Genomic DNA, 20,106 nt, shown 5'->3' with positions numbered 1-20,106 from the left:
AGTCCCAAATGTAGCCTCCTCAATATTCCTATGTACGGAGCCTGACGAATGCACACCCTCTTCAATCACTAGCCACCTCCTGTATCTCCCGCCAAGCGAAATCCCACGATATTCGCTCCTGCTCCAGACGCACGTTTTGCCCTAGCGTGTTGCGCTTGAGCTTCTCATAGAGGACCTGCTCCCTTACTGTGAGATTGGCCAGCATGATGGAGGGGTGTGGCTCTTTCTCCTCCCCCCACAATGTTTTGTACGACAACAACGTGCGCTCATCCATCAGTATCGTCCTCAGGCTTGGCAGATAGCTGCGCGCACGGCTTACGATGGCAAAACCGTGTGTGTCCAGGTCACCCCAATAGAAACAAGGCACGCGGGTGAGCCAAGGTAAACGCCCTAACATGTCAACGGCATAGCCCAACCTCATGATCAACACCGTTCCGGGCAAGTCTTCAAAAGCGAGACCTGTTTGCAGATTCTCGACGATAAATACCCTGCTCAATGGCATGTCCATGCCCGCAATCTCTTCCCAAGGAGCAGTGATGTCAGACAGCCCGCCGAACCGACGCCGAAGGGTAGGATCCAGAATGCGCAACCGCATAAGTAAAGGAAGCGGCTTGAGCCCGCATCTCAGGAAAAAGTCCCGACTGCTTAAAGGATCGTTCTGAATGTAAGCTAATAACTCAGAGATCAACCCCTTACGACTTTCCAACCATTTACTGTCGAGGCCGGCGATTGGAAGTTGCCGAGGGAAGAGGTTTGAATTGGGGTGATCGCTAATCCATTTCAGCATTTCAACAAGGTGAGTAAAGTCAGTCTCGCTATAGTCAGCCAGCACATCAAAATGTCGCGTAAGGACGTCACTAAGCATGGGCCATCGCCCAATCAATGTCGTGTGGCGATCCTGAGCTGTTGCCCAGCGTGTGGTTTCACCTATCCATAGGGCTATCTCAGCGGGATTTGCCAGTATCAGACTCCGGGGCAAGCGCTGAGTGCCCAGCGAACGCCAGCGCCGCTCACTCCACTCCAGAGTGCCGGGCCCCTGCCAGGCTTGCCAGGAAGACACCCAGGTACGCACGCCCTCGGATTGGCGCAAGGCAGCCTGTTCCGTCGGAATACCCAGGTTGATTTCCAGAGGCCAGGTGAGCAGTGCTTCCTGAGGGACAACACCTGCTCGCATCCATTCACGGTGTTTGGTGCGAAATTTTCGAATCAGGAGCGCACGAACATCCTCAGGGAGTTTCAACCTCCGCCTCCTCGCGCACATGTGCTGGTAATTTCAGTTTCTGGTGGCCGTCGTCGTATTCAATTAGCAATACAGATGAAGTCTTGCGATCACTGATATCCACAAAACAGGCGCCTCCGATGAAAGGCTCCAGAGTCATCACCGATTTAAGAGGCGTGGCCACAATCATCTGGAAACCGAAGTTGGTAAATATATTCATCGCCAGCGCAGTGAACTCATTGTCAGCCTTGTCAAAGGCTTCATCGAGAATTACAGGAGCATACATAGGAACACCATGGTCACTGCCGCCTAACTGATACCGAAGCGCAGCGGCCAAGCAAGTCGTCGCCAGTTTTTGCCGCTGCCCACCGGATTTTCCCGCGCCGCTTCGATAAATTTCGACTTCAATACCTTCTTCGTCGATTTCCCGGCCAATGAATTCGACATGTTGACGAACATCCAGCACGGCATCACGCCAACGCTTTTGTTCGGGGTCCTGACTGGAAAGCCGCTCGACAAGCTTACGCAACTCTATAAAGCGCGATTCTGCAAACTCCCGGTCATCACTCCATGCATGGAGCAGGACCTCTTGGATCTGCTGTTTAAATTCGCGAACATCGGACAATTGTCGATCATTGGCTTCGATGCGAAGGAAGGTTTTCTGACTTGTGCTCTGATTGAACGGTACCTGGTCGAGGCTTTCGTTTACCAAGTCCATCCGCTCCAGAATGGCTTTGCGGGCGTCATTCATATAAGTGGAAAGTGCCGCCAGATTCTGATGACTCTGATTTCGCAACAGCTCGAAGAAGCGATATTCATGGGCAGGCAGGCCGTCGGATTCGAGCCGGGCCAGTTTGGCGAAGAAATCGGGGGCGCTGAGCAGGCTGGTATCCAGGTCCCCGGCGTCCATCGGCCAGCGTCGCTTGAAGTCGTCGAAGCTTCTTTCGATGCCGTTTTTGCGTTCAGCAATACTCTGCGCCACGATTGACTGCTCATCGCCCAACTTTTTATCGACGGACCTTGTCACACGGTCGAGATTATCAAGGTTGACAAAATCCGATAAAGCGTTGTAAAGCTCCTTTAATCCTCGCTGTTGGTCAGGTGTGAGGGATACGGCCGGCATGTCGCATTGAAGTGCCTGAAGCCTCTCCTCGTCCATCCTGATCTGTTTCTGCGCAGTCTCTAACGCTACTCGTGCATTCAGCAGCGTCTCAGAGGTTTGCTTGATCCTATCCTTTAATTGCGCGATCTGCTCGGCAACCCCCTCTAAAGCGACATTACCTGACAAGGTTTCCTTGATCTGCCGTTCAATCATGGAAATCCGCTCAAGCAACGGTGCAACATCGATTTCCTGCCAACGCACATTTACAAACGTCTGACAGACAATGGCCCGCATCCTTTGAGTTTTGTCCTGCTCCAAAAGCGCACTGATTTTTGCGTCAAGACCAGCAATCTCGTCGGCCAGCTCCTGCGCTTGTTGTTGATACAGCGCCAGCTTGTCACGGTTGTCAAAACCCAGAACCCAATGTCGACGGTCGTTGATATTACGACGGTCATCCTTTTCATGGCGGATCTTGCTGTGCTTGATCTGTCCCTCTCGCGTCAAGGCACGCTCTGCGCCTCGAAACGCCTGGACGGAATCGACGCAGCTATAATTGAAACGTTGTTGAAGCTCCGTTCTGAGCCAGTCGGCCTGAGTACCATTCTTTACGTTCAGTTTGAGAAAAAGAGATTCGACGCCGCTGGGCCTGGTCAGCGAGGACTCGACCTTACCCGTCCGGTAATAAACCAGGCGTTTGCCCAAATGCGTGTTGTTGAGGTGATTTGAAAGCGCTGCGTAGTGGCGCTCACCCACCAGTAGCGACAGGGCGAAACCGTGTAGCACTCGCTCAATGGCGCCTTGCCACGCGGCCTCCTCTGGCTTCACTTCAATTAACTCACCCACAAAAGGCAAGGCATCGACGGCAACACCAATGGCCGAAGCGATTTTCTCACGCAGATCAAGCATGTCCGCGGGGATGTTGGAAGGTTGGCGCAAGAGTGCATGAACCTCCCTACGCACTCGTTCAAAAGTGCTCTCGGTCTCTTTCTTCTTTCCGTCCAATTGAATGTGGAGGTCTCGACTCCCTGCATTACCACTTTCCCAACGCTCCGCTTCCTCTCGCGCCTCACCAACCTGTTCTGCAAAACCCTGAGGAGTGGTGCACAAGGTCCAACCCAGTTTCCGGCAGGCTTCATCAACTTGCCGACGCTTGAACAAGCGTTCGTCGCGCTGCAACTCCTGAGCCCCAAGATCCATTCTCCATTGCTGGATCTGGTCGCCCCCCAACTCGCCATGTCGGCGCTCCAAGTCTTGCAGTCCTGCGTTATGGTTCTTCAGTACAGCTTGAAGTTTGTCATGCTCCCCTTGATGCCCCTGCGCCTCGATACGCAAGTCGGCAATGTGCTTGCCCAGAAGATTAATGCGTAGCATTTGCTCGTATTGGTTGAGCCCTATCCGAAGCTCTTCAAGGCTGGAGTGTTCGAGTTGCAACGTCTGCATCTGCTGATACAAATCCCGGGCAGGCGCCAGCGTCTGAACCTGCTCTCGTGCAATGACGACAGCTTGATGCGCGGCGTTGAGCTCACCGAATTCGCTTACCAGCCGGTCAGCGACCTCGAAGGTTTCCGGTTTGTCGAGCATGAAATCTCGCAAGAATATGTTGAGATCCCCCAGGTTTTTTGCCGACTGTGTTTTGTGCAACAAACGAAGCGCCATTTCACTCTCGATGCCCAGCATTCGACAGAAACGCTCGCAATAGGGACGAAACTTGTCATGGCTGACGGCCTCCGGGAACGTCTGCTTGAGTTTGCGTACATCGAAATTCCATTTCGAAAACTCTTCCAGTTCGCGCAAATCAAAATCCCTTTCGAAGATCAGGAAATGCGGCTTCACGTCCCCTGTGCCATTGGCATTACCCCGGACCCATAAAAGTCGAACGAGAACCACCCTCTGTCCGGCATCGTTACAGTAGCTCAACGCCAAGGCGGACCATGTGGTACCGGTGCGCAAATAACGAGTGGCGATTTCACCGGACTCACCATCCTTCTGTTCCGCCCAGGCTCCGCGCACATAACTGACCAGGTTGCGATCACGCCCAGTTTTTTCCGCTTCTCTGGCAGCAGCATTGAAATCAACCCACTGAGGGGGTATCAACAACGCTGAAAAAGCGTCCAGCAAGGTCGATTTACCGGCTCCGGATCGACCGACGAATAAAAAACCCCGCGAAGAGACAGGTATATCGTGCACCCCGGAGAACGTGCCCCAGTTGTAAACTTGCAACCGCGACATACGAAACTGCTCGGGAGCCAATAACAGACCGGTTCGGGAAAGTGTATTCATTCGTCTGTTTCCTCTCCCGGTTCTGCAGTTTCTTCGCCCATGGGAATATCACCAGCCGCCATGTCCAGATAAAGACGAGTGAGCGCCTGGATCTCCTCGGCGGAAAAGAGCAGCTTCAGGGTAGGTGAAACTTCGAATCGATTTTCGCTGGCGCGAATCTTTTGCAGGATGCTGTGTTTTTTTATTTTCTCGATCGAGGCGTAAATCCGCTTGGTAAAACCTGCCTGATCGGTACTTCCGATTCGTTCGTAGATATGAAGAAACTCGACGATTTCCTCTGTCGAGACCACGGCCCGCTCACCATGAGATTCCGCCTGAGTTAATAGGTGACGTAAGTGAAGCAGCAGTATCGAGTCGATGAAAGTCAGCTGAGCACGCCGAAGCAGTCTAGGGGCTTCAATATCGCCAGTATCGACTTGTCGAATGAATGCCACTTGCAGGTCAATATCGATCACCAGATCAAGGAATAAATCTGCCAAGCGTCGGCGAATAACCGCTTCGTCTCGTATCAATATCGGCCACAACTTTGGGTGCCGCCTGCCATCCAGCGAGGGGCCGGAGAGCAGTTGGACCAAGGCTCGACGTGTATCAAGTGGCAGTTCGCCACAATCATTGATGAACAACGCATCGGGACCAGCCTCATCAATGGTCGTAGCGGCGCCAGGCGAGTCGGTATTCAGCTCTTCAGACCAATTCATCCATTCGCTCCCTTGAGAAAAAGAGGGTGGGTATACGGGCGCTACGCGGGCAATCATCTCCACCTACCCAGCTTACAACTTCATGGGACTGCCCCTTGTAGCCGTGACGGCTACCCAGCGCCAACAGACCGATTATGCTGCCCAGTCCTTGGGTAGCTGGAAAATGTTCAAGTACATCGGCGATCGTGGCCTGGGCTCGTTGGCTCAGAACATCCAGAACGTTAGCCTTTAGGGTTCGGAAATCGATTTCCGACTGGGCCACCAGTTCGCCGACCGATTCGAGATCTATGGTCGGGGCATCACCTTCGTGCATTTCACTAGGAAGCGCCTGGAGAGAAGGGTCATGGAGTTTCCACTGGGAATATGAGCGCACCTTGGCACTGGTCAGGTCGAGACGATAATTCAACGTCTCTGTCGCCTTGATCTCATCTTTCAGCCCAAGCGCCGCTCGTTGAGCACCTTTTAACACTTGATTCAGCCGCCGTTGTTCCAGGTACTCACGGCTTTGCACAAAATGACGAAGACTTCGAGCAAAGGTTTGCAATACCTCATGGACCGCTCCGCCCTGCTCCAGCAACGTACGCGTCATACGTCGAAGGAAACGTCGGTCCCCGGTATCCAGTCGGGCTATGAATTCGCGTGACATGACACTATCCAGCGCCTGATCGAGAATAGCCGCCTGTTCGGGATCAGTGAGCAATCGCCAGAATGCAGAAAACGTCCTGCCCGCTTCGCTCTCGCCAATCAGATCGATGCCCGCGAAAAGAGAATCAAGCACCTCGCCTCGATTGCCTTCGCTGTCCATGACCCGTTCCCGCAATCCCCGATTCAGCTGGTCGAATTGATCGCGCACACGACGAAAGTCAGCCGTCAAGTCGTCGGCCAGTGCGATGATCTCGCGAGTACTTTCAAGGGCAGAGGCTTCTGAGAGCACGCGCATCTGGCCGCCTTGAATGGCGTCGATCTCCTTGCCGATGCGGGCTTGCTCGGCCAAGAGGCGCTCAATGCGCCGGTGCTTATCCGTATCGGTGTTCTCTGCCAGATGCACCAGTGCCTGAATGACCAAAGTCAGGCGGCTTTCGGTCGCCGCCGAATGAGATTGCTCCATGCCCGAAACGAACCGGATCGCCTCGATGGCTGCGGTGGACAACTCATATTCTTCTTCCGACGCGCCTGGCGGGAAGCGCCGTTCGAGATAGCCTTCCGACAGCCAGCCCGCTACATAGCTTTGCGCTGTTCCCAGATGCTCGCCTCGCACGCGAAGCTCTTCGAGTTCCCGTTCGATACGTTCATGGAAGATGGATGCAGGCAGACCCCGTTCGCTTTCGTACAGATGGGTCTGGAGCAGTCCCAGGGTCAGCGGCCCATGATCGGAGGCCAACAACCGCCACAATGGCTGGGTCCGCAACCGACGAAACGTAGCAATGGCTGTACTGGCTTTCATGCAAGGCTCCCCAACAGAAGAGATGCCCATGGTAAACACAATGTGCGTTGAATCTACCTCGAATCAGGCGGGCTCATACTGCTTCAGAAAAGGCCTACAACAAAACTTACGGATTGTAGTCAGGGTTCCGACGCCAACGCCGAACCATAAACACGCGCCCCCCGCCTTGGAAAATACGCCGCCGCAGCCACGCCCACCGCGCCCATCACACCGCAATAGGCCACGCACACCCATGGGCTCCACGGCACCAGCGCAATCAGCATCAACGGGGTCATGCTGGCCCATAGCGCATAGGCGATGTTGTAGGTGAGCGAGATGCCGGACACGCGGATCTTCGGCGGGAACAGGCTAACCATGACCGAAGGCACCGCACCAACCACACCGCAACTCAGCCCGGCCACGGCGTAGGCCAGGCCCAGCCAGGCGCTGCCGCTGATCAGGCTGGCGTAGAGCACGGCGATGCCCAGGGGCAGCAGCAGGCTGTAGAGCATGACGGTGCGCCAGGCGCCGATGCGGTCGACGATGAGCCCAGCCAGGACGCAGCCGATGTTCAGGAAGACGATGCCCAGGCTGCTCAGGGCGAAGGTGTGGCTGGGGGTCATGCCGAAGCTTTTCTGCATCACGGTCGGGGTGATGACCACGAACACCACCACGGCAGAGGTCAGCACGCAGGTCAGGATGGCGGCGGGCAGCAACGCCTGGCGGTGGTCGCGCAGGACCGTGCGCAACGGCAGTTCCGCAGCGCCTTCGCGATTGGCTTGCAGGGCCATGAAGATCGGCGTTTCGCTCAGCCAGCGACGCAGCCAGACGCCGATCACGCCGAAGACGCCCCCCAGCAGGAACGGCAGGCGCCAGGCGTAATCGAGAATCTCTGCCGGTGTGTAGATCCGCGCCAGCGCTGTTGCGGTCAAGGCGCCCAGCAAGTAGCCGAAGGTCAGGCCGGCCTGGAGGAAACCCAGGGCATAGCCACGATGATGCAGCGGAGCATGTTCGGCCACGAACACCCAGGCGCTGGGCACCTCACCGCCCACCGCCGCGCCCTGCAGGATGCGCAGCGCCAGCAGCAACAACGGCGCGAAATAACCGATTTGCGCGTAGGTCGGCATCACGCCGATGAGCAGGCACGGCAAGGCCATCATCAGGATGCTCAGGCTGAACACCCGCTTGCGCCCCAGGCGATCGGCGAAGTGCGCCATGAGAATGCCGCCCAGGGGCCGGGCCAGGTAGCCGGTGGCGAAAATCCCGAAGCTTTGCAGCAAGCGCAGCCAATCGGGCATTTCCGGCGGGAAGAACAACTGGCTGAGGGTCAGGGCAAAGAAGACGAAGATGATGAAATCGTAGATCTCCAGCGCGCCTCCCAAGGCGGCCAGGCCCAGGGTCTTGTAATCGGATCGGCTGAATCGGTCACCGGGTAGAACAGGGGTGGCAGTCATAGGCAGAGTTGAACAATAAGTTTGAGAGAGGGCGACGGCTCAGTCGTCGCGATCATGGTCCACCGGTTGAACCGGTGGCTGGCCTGGCTCGGCATCTTCGGCCTCGTCGACAGGCAGGAAATCCTTGCGGCTCTGGGCGATGGCCCGGCGTATCTCGTCGCCCTTGGTGGGGCAGTTCAGGAGGCGGGCGATGCCGTCGGGTTTCTGCGTCATCGCCATCCTCCGGCATGAGTGAACAGGAGCTCGATAGTGCTCGCTTTTGGCGTGTGATGCCAATTTTGTGTCGGGGCGTCAGCGCTACTGTGGGGAGCTGCTTCAGCCCAGCGGGAGCAAGCTCCCTGGCCACAGGGGTTTTGTGCTGTTCGAGTCAGCGGTGGTAGCGGCGCACTACGCTGCTGTTGCGCAGGACGTGACCTTTGATTTTTTCCATCAGTTGGGCGCGAGTGAGGTCGGCGGGCAGGGCTTCCGGCGGCAGGTCCAGAGCGAAAAGCTGGATCAGGTAGTGGTGAGCGCTGTCGCCGACTGGCGGGCAAGGGCCGATGTAGCCGTGGGTGTTCTTGCTGTTGATACCGCTCATGCCTTCCAACGAGGACTTGGTGCCGGCGCCCGTCGGAATCTGCCGCGTGGTGGCCTTGATACCGTAGTGGACCCAGTGGTCGACACCTTGGCCCCTTTGACCGTCCGGGTCCAACATGACGATGGCGTAGCTGAGGGTGCCGGGCGGGCCGGCGTTCCAGCTCAGGGCCGGAGAAATGTTCTTGCCACCACAGGTGTTGGCATCACTGGCTGCCGCCGCCGTGAAGAGGCGGTCGTCCGACACACCGGGGATGCTGAGGGTAAAACGCTCCTCGGCCTGGGCAGCCCCTTGTGCACACAGCACCAGGGCGACAGCCGCCAGCCAAGGGGTGAGAGGGTTCAATCGGGTCATACCGGGGCACCTTGTGCGTGTCAGGCCATGGACGGCTTGCAAACTATAGCCGCAGCTTCGCCAAGGGTGCAGTGACAATTACGCTGAAACTCGTTCCGGTCCTGCGAATCCAAAGAGAAACGCCTGCCGGAGAATGACCATGTCTCTGCATCAAGTCGCCCGTTTCGCCGATGTTCGTGAAGACCGCGGCCTCGAAGTCAAAATCGACGACACGTCCATCCTACTGTTGCGCTTTGGCGATCAGGTGCGCGCCTTCCAGGGCAAATGCCCGCACGCCGGCGCACCACTGGCCAAGGGCGCGGTGTGCCATGGAAGGCTGATTTGCCCGTGGCACAAGGCCGCGTTCCGCGCTGAAGACGGCGCCCTGTGTGAACCGCCGGCCCTCGACAGCCTCGCGCGCTATCACGTCGAGGTCCGGGACGGTGACGTCTGGGTCGACGATCAACCGTTGCCAACCGATAAAGTCCCACCGGCCGATGACCCGCGCACGTTTGTCATCATCGGCGCCGGTGCTGCCGGTACGGCTTGCGCGGCGGCGTTGCGCGAGAAGGGTTTTGGCGGACGAATCCTGATGATCGACCGCGAGGCCGAAGCCGGCTACGACCGTACGGTGCTGAGCAAGTATGTATTGGCCGGCGACATGGCGGTCAACGAGACGGCGCCGCTGCGCGATGAAACCTATTTCACCCAGCAACGCATCGAAAGGCTCCATGGCGAGGTCACCCATTTGGACCCCGACGCTCGGCAAATCCAGCTCGTCGATGGCCGGCATCTGGACTACGACGCCGCGCTGATTGCCACTGGCGGGGTACCCAAGACGCCGGCGCTACCGGGCATCGATTTGCCGCAAGTCTTCGTGCTGCGTTCGATCGCCCACGCCCGGCAGATTCTCGACACGGTCCGGCCCGGGCAACAGGTGGTGATCATCGGCGACAGTTTCATCGCCATGGAGGTGGCCTCGTCCCTGCGCAAGCGCGAGCTGGACGTCACCGTCCTGGCCCGGCATCCGGTGCCGTTCGCCGCGCAGTTGGGCGAGAGCGTCGGCCAGGCCATCCTGGCCCGACATCGAGCCAATGGTGTGGTGTACCGCACCGACAGCGAAGCGGCGCAGATCGAGGGGGCGGGCAAGGTCGAAGCCGTGGTGCTGGATAACGGCCAGCGCGTTGCCGCGGACCTGGTGATCATTGGCGTCGGCGTGCGCCCGGCCACCGAGGCCTTTGCCGGGTTGCCACGGGAACAGGACCAGTCACTGTCCGTCGACGCGGGCATGCGAGTGACTGATGGCTTATGGGCTGTCGGTGATATCGCCACCTTCCCCCTCAACGGCCAGCCCCAGCGTATCGAGCATTGGCGCCTGGCCCAGCAACAGGCCCGCATTGCCGCTGCGAACATGCTCGGCGGCGACGAGCACTACCTGGACGTGCCGTTTTTCTGGACCTATCACTTTGGCAAACGCTACGACTATCTTGGCCACGCCGAGCACTGGGACGAAGTGGAATTCAAGGGCACGCCCGAGCAACCACCCTTTATTGCCCTGCTGGGCAAGGACGGCCTCGTTGTCGCCGCGGTGGCCTGTGATGAAGGCCGGGCCATGGCGGCGTTGGCCCAGCGCATGAAACAACCGTTGCCGGTGGACGAGGCATGGCGGCTGATCCGGGACTTCTCGTCGTAGATCTGTCCCACACACCCCAAAATCCCCTGTGGGAGCGAGCTTGCTCGCGATGGCGTCAATGCACGGACTGATCGGCCGGCAGGTGAATCACGCAAGGCCGCTCCATTGGCGCCAGGGGCGGTGGCTGCAAGTCGGGGGTGAGCAAGTGGAAGTGCGGCACGACGTGGCTGATGTCGCCGTCCTGGTTGTTGTGAATAGTCTTCGAGCCGGGCTGGCGCAGCGTGTCCAGGCGCTCGTCGGTCAACTTGAAACTGGCGCTCAAGCCCTGGTCATTCACTACCGGGGCCGGCGACCGGCGCTGGGCGAAGCTACGGCTTTTGCGCTGTTGGTAACGCGCCCAGGTAATCAATAGCACCGCGTTGACCAACGCGATCCAGCCATAGATCTGCAAGGTCCCCAGGGTATCGAACAGGGACCCTCCCGGGCGCGAACCGGCCTGGCTCGCGAACAGCGGCCACAGCCCATTGACCAGCAGGTACAACAGCCCCACCCACGCCAGCACGGTAAAAAACGCATCGATGAGCACCAGAAAAGGCCGTTGTCGGGTCCTGATAATTTTCATCGGATCACTTCCTCTTCCTGATCATCGAACGGTTTGATACCGCGATCCGGACTGATCCAGCGCGCACGCTTCTGATGCTGCCCAAACAGCACTTTGGGGAAACTCACCAAGGTGGTGAACAGGCTGATCAGCCAGAACACCAACGGGTACCAGACCACCCAGAACATGATGTGCCAGAGGCCTTTTTCGTAACGCCGATCAATCAGGATGCTCACCGCGAACTGCAGCAGGCACACCACCGCCAGCAACAACCCGGTGAAGGCTGGCGGCATGAGGTGATCGACCGCGATGGCCGCCGGCATTTCGACGAATTTGCCGGCGCCCCAGAAAATCACCGACAGCAGGAACGTGAACGCCCAACCGGTGGACAGGCAATATTCGAACAACAACGGCCACAGGTAGCGGTGGCGGTATTGCCAGATGCCACGGATGTTCTTGAACAGCACTTCCGCACCACCCTGGGCCCAGCGCAGCCGTTGCCGCCACAGGCCGCGCAGGGTTTCGGGCATGAGGATCCAGCACAGCGCGCGCGGCTCGTAGAAGATGCTCCAGTGATCCAGTTGCAGCTTCCAACTGATGTCGATGTCTTCGGTGATCATGTCCGGGCTCCAGTAGCCAACCCGGTGCAGGGCCGTGCGACGGAACGCGACGATCACGCCGGACACAGTGAAGATCCGCCCGAACACCCGTTGGGTGCGCTTGATCAGGCCGATGATCGAGGAAAATTCGCCGACCTGGACCCGGCCCACCAAGGTCGAGCGGGTGCGGATGCGCGGGTTGCCGGTCACCGCGCCGAGGCGGGCGTTGTCTAGCATCGGCGCCACCAGGTAAGCACAGGTGTTCGGCGCCAGCAGCGCGTCACCGTCGATGCACACCAGGTATTCGCTGCGCGCCGCGATGGCGCCCATGCGCAGGGCCACGGCCTTGCCCTGGTTTTCTGCCAGGTGCAAGACGCGCAGGCGCGGGTCTTCAGCTGCCAGTCGATCAAGCATCTGGGCGGTGTTGTCCTTGGAGCCGTCGTTGATCGCGATGACTTCGATGTTCGGGTAATGCTGGCCCAGCGCCGCGTGAATGGTGTCGGCGACGTTATCGCCTTCGTTGAAGCACGGGATCAGGATGCTGATCAACGGCTCGCCGGCCAGGGGCGGTGGCAAGGTGTCGTCCTTCCACGGCCAGTGGCGTTCCCAGTGCAGCCAGAAATACAGGCCGCCGGCGATCCACAGCCCGGACATGAACAGCGGGTAAAAGAACACGAAGTCCATCAGGAATTGCCCGGTGACCAGGAAGATCAGGCCCAGGGGCACCCCGAGGACGATCGCCAGCACCAGCAGAGCGAGCAGTCTGTCGAGCATGTCAAGGATTCCACTTGTTGGAGAGCGCCGGCCGCACGGTTTTCACAGCGGGCTGGTCTTCGATGAAGTTGTCCGGGTAGTAACCGAAACTGGTCACGCCTTTGCGCTTGAGACGCCCCATCCAGTCGGCCAATTGTTTGCCGCCGATGTCGCTGACCGGCTTGCTGTTCCAGTCCCGGGCCTGCAATTCGAACACCGTGCGCTTGAGCGCGCCGGGGCGGGCCTTGACGGTGTCCACCAGGCGATCGAGCCAGGGGCCGGATTGCTGGAGGGTCTGGTTTTCCATCAACGGCATGGCCATCGGTGCCGTCCAGTCGTAGGCACCGAGGAAGTCATCGAGGTTCTGGGCGAACCAGGCTTCGCTTTCTGGATTGAGCATCGGTTCGGCAAAGATATTGCGCGCCGTCAGGATCTGCGGACCGCGAATCGCCCGGACCTTGGCGGTCAGCTCATGGGTGAAGTCGATCAGGTAGCGGCTCTTGAAGCGGGTCCAGCGTCGCATCGCCGCCGGATCGTCCCGCAGAGTGGCGATGGACGTCGGCAAACCGTGGGCGGCATAGACTTTCAGGGCCGCAGGGCTGGCATCCTCGAAGTCGGAGAACACCGCATCGTCATGGTACAGAACGCCATCCAACGAGCTCATCCGCGCCAGGTCCTGGTAGATCTCGCCGATGACTTTGCGCACGTTCGGGTCGAATGGCGACAGGCGCACGTATTGGTCAGGGGCGACGCCGGTCTTGCCGGTTTTCGGATCCCAGCGCTGTACCCGCGAAAGCTTCGCGTCCAGGGCGAAACTGAGCACCGGCATCCAGGCATAGACCTTGGCATTGGCCCGGGTGCGCAACTGCCATGCAACCCGGTCGAACAGGTCGGCACGTACCGGCAGGTGACGGTTGGGGAAGTACAACGAATGCACGAGGCCGTCGCCTTTCGGGTCGGCGAAGGCTTGCAGGAACACCGTATTGGCGCCCAGGTCGGAGATGCGCTGGACCAACTTGCCGACATTGACGTCCTGCTGCACCGGGTCCGGGTCGTAGACGTAATCCAGGTCGACATGCACCACGCGCATCGGGTCCATCGTCTGTACGGAGACGATGCTTTCGGCGAAACGGGCACCATCCGGATCGGACGCCACCAGGAAGCGTGGACCACTCATCAAGTTACCCAGGCTGTCGAGACCGTCTTCCAGGGTCAGGGCCATTTGATAACCCTCGCTGCCAATCACCTGCAACGCCGTGCCGTCGGCTTCACCGTAAGGCCAGACCCAGACGCGCGGGCTGTAGCCGGTGACCTTGCGAATTTTCTCGGAAATGGCCGCCACGTCCTTGCGCAAGCGAGCCTGGAAATCGGCCTCGGCCTCATAACGACCGGTGACGGGGTCGTAGCGTCGGGTGGTCGCGGCGGGTTGCTGGTTGCCTTGCGGGTTGGCGAGGATGCCTTTGTGGTTGGCATCGGTGTGGGCGGCGATTTCCACCAGGCCCGATTTGGAAACCTCGCGAATCTGCTCCCAGGTCAGGAACTCGGAACGCTTGCGCGGTACCCCGGCGAAATCCACCGTTTGATTCAGCGGCGTGTCCACCCAACTGCCGACCGGGGCGAGGATCGCCGGCCAGTTATAGGCGCGCAGGATGGGCATGACGCGGGTGTAGAAGCTTGCGTAGCCGTCGTCGAAACTCAGCAGCACCGCACGCGGCGGCAGTTCCGGGCCGCCATTGCGGGCCGTGATGATCTGATCCACTGTGACCGGCTGGTAGTTGTTTTCCCGCAGCCACGCCAGTTGCTCGATCAGGCGTTCGGTACGCACGGCCACCAGCGCCTGGTCCGGGTCACGGTCGTCGACATCGTGGTAGGCGATGCCGAGCACATGGTTCTTTGGCCATGGGGCGTCATTGGCCGCCAGCGGGCGCTGCGAGGGCGGCGTGAACGCCGGGGCTTGCTGGGCACAAGCGCTGATCAGCAAGACCCCCAGCAGAAGGATGAATCGCGAAATAACAGGCATCTTCAAACTCTTCTAGAAGCGATAGGTGAGGTCGACAAGCAGGCGCAGATCGCTTTCGCGATCGCCGTCGTAGGGGCGGTTGAGCCAGCTCAGCGCGGCACCGGCCTCCAGCACGTCGTTCCAGATGAAACGCTGGCCGTAGCTGAGCAATCCCATGGCCGCAGTGTTGTAGTCGCGCTGGCTGTAGGTACCGGCACCGACCTGGAACTGCTGGCTCCACGTGGTTTCGTAGCGGCGGTACAACACGTGGTTGGCGCTCACGGTCGGCATGACGCTGAAATCCGATTTCGGATTGAAATAAGGCACTTCGTTGGAACCGCTATTACGGCTGGCACCCACTTCCAACCCCAGCTCCACTTGCAGGCGCGGCGCGCTGTAGATGCCCTCGCGACCGGTCAGCTGGGTTTCGAGGCGGTTGTTGCCATCGCTGAAATGGGACGGGCTGACAGCCAGTCGCCACTCGCGGCTTTCATTGGCCCGCCAGCGTACGAAACCGCTACCGCCGTTGGCGCGAATGCCGCTGTTGAGCGCCCGCAACGGGGTATTGGCCGAGAGGTAATCCAGGCTGCCGCCGTACTGCCAGTGGTCGTCGATGTCCCGCGCCACGGCCAGCCGCGCGCCCTGCTTGTCGCCGGAGCCATAGGAGTGATTGGAGACCTCCGCTTCCAGCGTCATGTCCCGGGTGCGACGCTCCACGCCCAGGCGCTGCCAGCGATGGTGGCCGGTGCCTTCCTCGAAATCACCGGTGGCGTAGCCGGCACCGCCGAACAGCCGCCAGTCTTCATCGATGGGCGGGCTGTAGAGCAGCGTCTCGATACCAAAGTCCCGACTGCCAGTGACGGCACCGGCATCACCGTTACCACCGCCATAGCTCTTGCCGGTGTAGGCCTCGATGCGCAGTTCGGCCATGTCGTGTACGTCGCGCTGGCGTTGCAGGCGTTTGACATGGGCGTTTTCCGGATAGCGGGCGACCACATCGTCGGTCAGTGCATCCATCTGCCGCCATTCCTGCAAATCCATGGCGGCGCGGGCCTGGGCGATTTCCAGGTCACGGTTGCGCGCGATCGTGGCCTCGACTTCCTTGAGGAGGTTTTCCGAACGGCGCGGCCAGTCACGGGCCTGGTACATATCGGCCTGGGCCAGGCGCATGCCGGTGTTGCCGGGGCCTTGGTTGACCAGGGTGTCCAGGCGCGCTTCGGCAGAAGGCAGGTCGGCGCCGTAAGTGCCAGCCTGGGCGGCGAGTTGCTGGGCATCCATCCATTCATCGTTGGGGTTGCCGATCGGCAGACCCTTGAGCTCGACGCGTGGAGGCTGGGCTTTCGCCATGTCTTCGGCCAGTGCGCGGGCCTCTGCGGATTTTTCACTTTCCAGCAGCGCGTAGTAGAGCGCGGTGCTGTCCTCGAAGCGCTCCGCAGGATCGGCATCCGGCGCGATCAGAACCCGGCGGTACAGCTCGACGGCGATTTCCGGCTCACGCTGCTCCAGATAGGAAGAAGCCACCCAACGCAGGGCATACGTGGGAATGCTCACGCCCTCGGCGATCAGCTTCTGGTATTCGGCAATCACTTCAGCCCGACGGGCGCGGGCATTGAGCGCGCCCATGCGATCGATGCGCCAACGGAGTACGTCGTCATGGGCCTCGGCCACCGGGGTCCAGGTGGCGAGCAGCTTGTCGTAGTCGGCCAGGGCGCGGTCGGCAATGACGAAGCGCTCCTGTTCACTGCGACTGGTCATGTCCGCCAGGCGCACCCGTTCGGCTGCTACGTCACCTTCCAGGCGGCGCTGCACACCACGTTCGATCAGCCCCGGCTGCAGACGCGCCAGGCGCAGCGCCGGCTCGGGCAGCCGCGCGCGTTGCAGGGCGTAGATGTATTCGCGTGCAATCTCTGGGCTGTTGCCCGCGCGGGTGAAGGCCTGGTCGTATTCGAACAGCGCTTCGTGGGGGTTGTTGGCGCGGGTCAGGGCATAACCCAGCGCCAGTCGACGCATCGGGTCTGCCGGTTTGGCGGCGACCATGGCCTTGGCGCGGGTGACGGCTTCGTCGGGCTGACCGCCATCGGCCTGGGTCAAGGCCAGGCCGAGTTGCAGGTCGGGATTCTTTGGATCGATCACCAAGGCCTGGCGGTACAGCTCTTGCGCCGAATCCCAACGCTTGAGGTTTCGATAGGCGCGAGCCGTAGTGGTCAGCGCCTGGACAGGCAGCGCTCGACGGCGGCCCTGGGTCTCATAGACCGTCACCACCTCGGCGTCGAGGCCGGCCCAACTGGCGATCTGCAGGTGGTCGCTGATCTGCGCAGTGCTGGCCTGGCCAGCCGGCACCTGGCGCAACACGGTCAGCGCAGGCGTGTAATGGCCTGCACGAGCGTCGAGCACCATTTGGTCATAGGCGGTATCGGCAAACGCCAGCATCGGCCAGCACAATTGGCTGCACAGCGCGACGCGAAACAACGGGCGCAAACCACGTTGAATAAAAGGACCCACAGTACGCGGCATTCGTCAGCATCCTTACATGGCCAGCCGGGTCGCAGTGCCCCCTTGCCCATCAAACAGGAAGCCGGATCAAAGGAATCCAGCCAAGCTCTAATGGGCCTAGTCTTGCACTCTCAGGCGGATCATCTTCAGGAACGCCACAATTCTTCAGAATCGGTACAGATTTCGGCGCTGGGCTGATCGATGGGCGTAAAAAAACCCGGCCCATGCATCATGCACGGGCCGGGTTCTGGATGTTGCTTGAACGGCTTACTGGATGGCGACGCCACCACCCAGCTTACTCATCACGAATGCCGTGAATTGCTCAACGGTCATCTTCTGGCCGTTGAAATCGACCTGATTGTTGGCGTAGTGCAGCTTGGTGACAACATCGTTGCCTTCAAGGGTCGCCAGTTGAGTACCGACTGCCATGGCGCTGAACATATCGCTGGTGGCAGTGGCCTGATCGGCGATCAGCTTGGCGTCCGTCTGGCCTTCCATCTGTGCCTGTACGGTCATCAGGTCCACCAGCATCGGCTTGGAGACCTTGAGATTGAAGTCCAGCAGGGCGAGCAACTGACGTCCCAATTCATCCGGTGGCAAATCCATGGACTGCGGCTTGGCCAGATCAACGATCAGGCTGGCCCGGCTTTCACCGTTGGCGGTGTTGAACGACAGGTTTTCCAGCGCCACTTGCGGGGCGCCGGCCAGGAGTTTCTCCAGGTCGGCCTTGACCTGCGTTTCTTCAGCTTCGGTCAGGCTCAGCTCTGGCGCCGGCTCACCGGTTGCTGCGGCCTCGGCAGCCGCTTTTTCGTAGGGTTGCAGCTTGGTCTGGTAAATCTGCATCAGCGACATGGTGGCCGGGATGTCCAGGTTCTTCAGGCTGACTGCCATCTGCGCCGAACCGATGGTCTTGTCGTTGAACGACAGCTCACCGATCTTGTAATCGGCACGCCCCGAAGCGCTGGTGCCGCTCTCGGTGCTGCTGTTCTTCATCTCGAAGTTCTTCAGGCCCAGCACCGACTTCGGCTCACCGAAGGTGGCCTTGGTGTTGCTCAGCAGCAGGGTGTTGTCACCCATGTAGTAACCGTAGGAGCTTTTGCTCAGGTTGCTGGCCAATGTCAGGCCGTTCAGCTCGACTTGCACCGGAGTCTGGTCTTCGGCGACGGTGGTCAACTTGAAGCTGTCCATGTAGCCGTCGGCCTTGATCTTCTGGCCTTGGGCACTGGCGGCCACGTCAAATTTCAGGCCGGAGAAGGTGAGCTGGGATTGCTCATCCAGCTTCGTTTCCAATGGCAGCAGCTCGTAGGTGCCGTTGATGGACTCGTCGTAGCCCAGGTTGACCACACCCTTGAGCGGGGACTGGTCCTTGGTCGCAGCGAACCACTTGTCAGTCAGTGGATTGCGCTCAAGAGCGGTGTGACTGGTGGCCATGACCGGCAGCCACTTGAGCGTAATCAAGCGCGAGAATGGCAGAGGACCGTGCTCGATCTGGTCGACGAAGAGCAGCTCAACCGGCTCGCCGCCGAATATCTCGCCCTCGCCTTTGAGACGGTAGTGGGCGGTGCTGCTGAACGTTCCACGGTCCATGGAAACCAGCTCCAGGGTGGCAGTGCTGTTGGAACCGGCCAAGGCTGTCTGCATTTGCTTATTGCTGTCGGCAATAGCGTTCGTCAAAACGCCTTCGAGTTTGGTCCCGGTGTACCAGGCGCCGCCCGCGCTGATAGCACCGACAGCCACAACGATTCCCAGAAGTACGCTTGCTGATTTATTCATGAGTGACCCGATCGATATCCATGGTTGAAGAAAGCCGTCGTCTTCCGTGACCCGCGAAGGGTGTGGCTCGACGCCGTAAAGAGGAGGGGAGATTACCATCAGGCACCCCTGCGGGCCCAATGTTTAAAGGGGTAAAAACGTTTTCTTGCGAGGTGGTCTACGAATATTGGACTTCGATCTCGTCGAGCTGATGGTCGAAAGTCTTGAGACGGGCCGTCCAGGTGTACACCAGCACTTCGAAATCGCGATTGATCACTGCCGCACCCGATGACTCAGTACGTGAGTCGCAGAAGTCCAGTTGATAGCGCTCACGGGCCATGGCGTTAGCCACATCGCACAACTCGCGGGCGTTGTTGAGCCAGTGCCAGCCCTCCTGAGTAACCTGCTTGTCCAGGGCAGCGCACTGGGTTTTCAGCGCTTCGAGGCTTTTTTCCAGCGGGGTACCGGTGAGCTCGCCCATGACTTCCTGGAATGTGCGACCAGGCTGCCAGTAACTGCCCCAGAAGTAACGATCAAACACCGTTTCAACGCGGCGCAGCGCCACCTTGGTGTCCCAAATCAGCACCAGAGTCTTGCCTTGTTCAAGGTGTTTTTTCTTGATGCGCTGGCCCTGAAGCGATGCCCAGGCCACGACTGCGATGGATATCACGCCAATCAACGCCGCCGCGCTATCGAGGAACAGCAGCGCCTTGTCGATCTGGTGAGTGAGCATGACGCCATAGAAATAAGTGGCCGAAAGCAGCAGCAATGCCGCGGTGGCGCACCAAAAGCCGGGAGCATAAGGGTTTTTCATTATTGGAATCCCCATGACCAGTGACGTCGCGGGCCCTTGGTCGCCAAGGCCCGACTCTCACAGCATAGCAACGGCATTGGGGGTTTGCCGGGGCATCATGGGCTTGATCCGATTACCGGCCCAAGACGACAAAACCCCTGGCTGCTGATGCAGACAGGGGTTCTGGGAATTCAATCTTGACGATGACCTACTCTCACATGGGGAAACCCCACACTACCATCGGCGATGCATCGTTTCACTGCTGAGTTCGGGATGGGATCAGGTGGTTCCAATGCTCTATGGTCGTCAAGAAATTCTGTGACCGACCCGTTCAACAGCAACGTGTCAGTAAAATCGATGATTTCTACTAAAAACAAAACCCCTACCTGCATCAGCAGAT

Annotated in this window: 14 protein-coding genes and 1 rRNA gene; 1 reads left to right on the top strand and 14 read right to left on the bottom strand. The window is 59.4% G+C overall.

All coding sequences use genetic code 11. From position 1 onward, the window contains the following. Positions 1-61: 61 nt before the first annotated feature. From CFII68_RS14670 to CFII68_RS14695, 7 genes are all read right to left on the bottom strand, one after another. Complete coding sequence (locus CFII68_RS14670; protein WP_018606607.1) at positions 62-1,240, bottom strand: DUF3322 domain-containing protein; 1,179 nt, start codon at positions 1,238-1,240, stop codon at positions 62-64. Next, on the bottom strand, positions 1,227-4,601 hold the full coding sequence (locus CFII68_RS14675) for an ATP-binding protein (protein ID WP_018606605.1): 3,375 nt from the start codon (positions 4,599-4,601) through the stop codon (positions 1,227-1,229). The genes CFII68_RS14670 and CFII68_RS14675 overlap by 14 nt, the downstream gene beginning before the upstream one ends. Beyond that, positions 4,598-5,299, bottom strand: coding sequence for a DUF4194 domain-containing protein (locus tag CFII68_RS14680; RefSeq protein ID WP_018606603.1), 702 nt, complete (start codon positions 5,297-5,299; stop codon positions 4,598-4,600). Before CFII68_RS14680 ends, CFII68_RS14675 begins: the two co-directional genes overlap by 4 nt. Beyond that, complete coding sequence (locus CFII68_RS14685; protein WP_018606601.1) at positions 5,286-6,743, bottom strand: DUF3375 domain-containing protein; 1,458 nt, start codon at positions 6,741-6,743, stop codon at positions 5,286-5,288. The genes CFII68_RS14680 and CFII68_RS14685 overlap by 14 nt, the downstream gene beginning before the upstream one ends. A 119-nt stretch (positions 6,744-6,862) precedes the next feature. Then, positions 6,863-8,176: an MFS transporter gene (locus CFII68_RS14690; protein ID WP_018606599.1), complete on the bottom strand. Its 1,314-nt coding sequence runs from the start codon at positions 8,174-8,176 to the stop codon at positions 6,863-6,865. 39 nt (positions 8,177-8,215) lie between these two features. Further along, positions 8,216-8,389, bottom strand: coding sequence for a hypothetical protein (locus tag CFII68_RS27700; RefSeq protein ID WP_018606597.1), 174 nt, complete (start codon positions 8,387-8,389; stop codon positions 8,216-8,218). Between the two features lie 154 nt (positions 8,390-8,543). After that, positions 8,544-9,104 carry a YbhB/YbcL family Raf kinase inhibitor-like protein gene (locus CFII68_RS14695; RefSeq protein ID WP_018606595.1) on the bottom strand — a complete coding sequence of 187 codons (561 nt, stop codon included), beginning with the start codon at positions 9,102-9,104 and terminating at the stop codon, positions 8,544-8,546. Positions 9,105-9,243: 139 nt separating this feature from the next. On the opposite strand from CFII68_RS14695, the gene CFII68_RS14700 reads away from it, so the two are divergent. Further along, positions 9,244-10,776 (top strand): apoptosis inducing factor family protein, encoded by a 1,533-nt coding sequence (locus tag CFII68_RS14700; protein ID WP_018606592.1) that lies wholly within the window; start codon positions 9,244-9,246, stop codon positions 10,774-10,776. A gap of 55 nt (positions 10,777-10,831) precedes the next feature. Here CFII68_RS14700 and pgaD read toward each other — a convergent pair whose 3' ends face one another. From pgaD to rrf, 7 genes are all read right to left on the bottom strand, one after another. Then, a complete protein-coding gene (pgaD, locus tag CFII68_RS14705; RefSeq protein WP_018606590.1) occupies positions 10,832-11,338 on the bottom strand; it encodes a poly-beta-1,6-N-acetyl-D-glucosamine biosynthesis protein PgaD in 507 nt (168 codons plus the stop codon). Further along, on the bottom strand, positions 11,335-12,690 hold the full coding sequence (gene pgaC / locus CFII68_RS14710; protein ID WP_018606587.1) for a poly-beta-1,6-N-acetyl-D-glucosamine synthase: 1,356 nt from the start codon (positions 12,688-12,690) through the stop codon (positions 11,335-11,337). The genes pgaD and pgaC overlap by 4 nt, the downstream gene beginning before the upstream one ends. A gap of 1 nt (position 12,691) precedes the next feature. Continuing rightward, entirely contained in the window at positions 12,692-14,689 is a 1,998-nt protein-coding gene (pgaB, locus tag CFII68_RS14715) for a poly-beta-1,6-N-acetyl-D-glucosamine N-deacetylase PgaB (protein ID WP_018606586.1), read from the bottom strand. A 12-nt stretch (positions 14,690-14,701) separates the two neighbouring features. Further along, positions 14,702-17,182, bottom strand: coding sequence for a poly-beta-1,6 N-acetyl-D-glucosamine export porin PgaA (gene pgaA, locus CFII68_RS14720; RefSeq protein WP_018606584.1), 2,481 nt, complete (start codon positions 17,180-17,182; stop codon positions 14,702-14,704). A gap of 246 nt (positions 17,183-17,428) precedes the next feature. Further along, a complete protein-coding gene (locus CFII68_RS14725) occupies positions 17,429-18,934 on the bottom strand; it encodes a YdgA family protein (RefSeq protein WP_050585395.1) in 1,506 nt (501 codons plus the stop codon). A 157-nt stretch (positions 18,935-19,091) separates the two neighbouring features. Beyond that, on the bottom strand, positions 19,092-19,727 hold the full coding sequence (locus CFII68_RS14730; RefSeq protein ID WP_018606580.1) for a hypothetical protein: 636 nt from the start codon (positions 19,725-19,727) through the stop codon (positions 19,092-19,094). A 174-nt stretch (positions 19,728-19,901) separates the two neighbouring features. Then, a 5S ribosomal RNA gene (rrf, locus tag CFII68_RS14735) occupies positions 19,902-20,017 on the bottom strand. Between the last annotated feature and the right edge of the window lie 89 nt (positions 20,018-20,106).

Source organism: Pseudomonas sp. CFII68, from assembly GCF_000416195.1.
Taxonomy (GTDB): Bacteria; Pseudomonadota; Gammaproteobacteria; order Pseudomonadales; family Pseudomonadaceae; genus Aquipseudomonas; species Aquipseudomonas kilonensis.
Note: the sequence above shows the minus strand (reverse complement) of the source record. Positions and strands in the feature narration are given on the sequence as shown.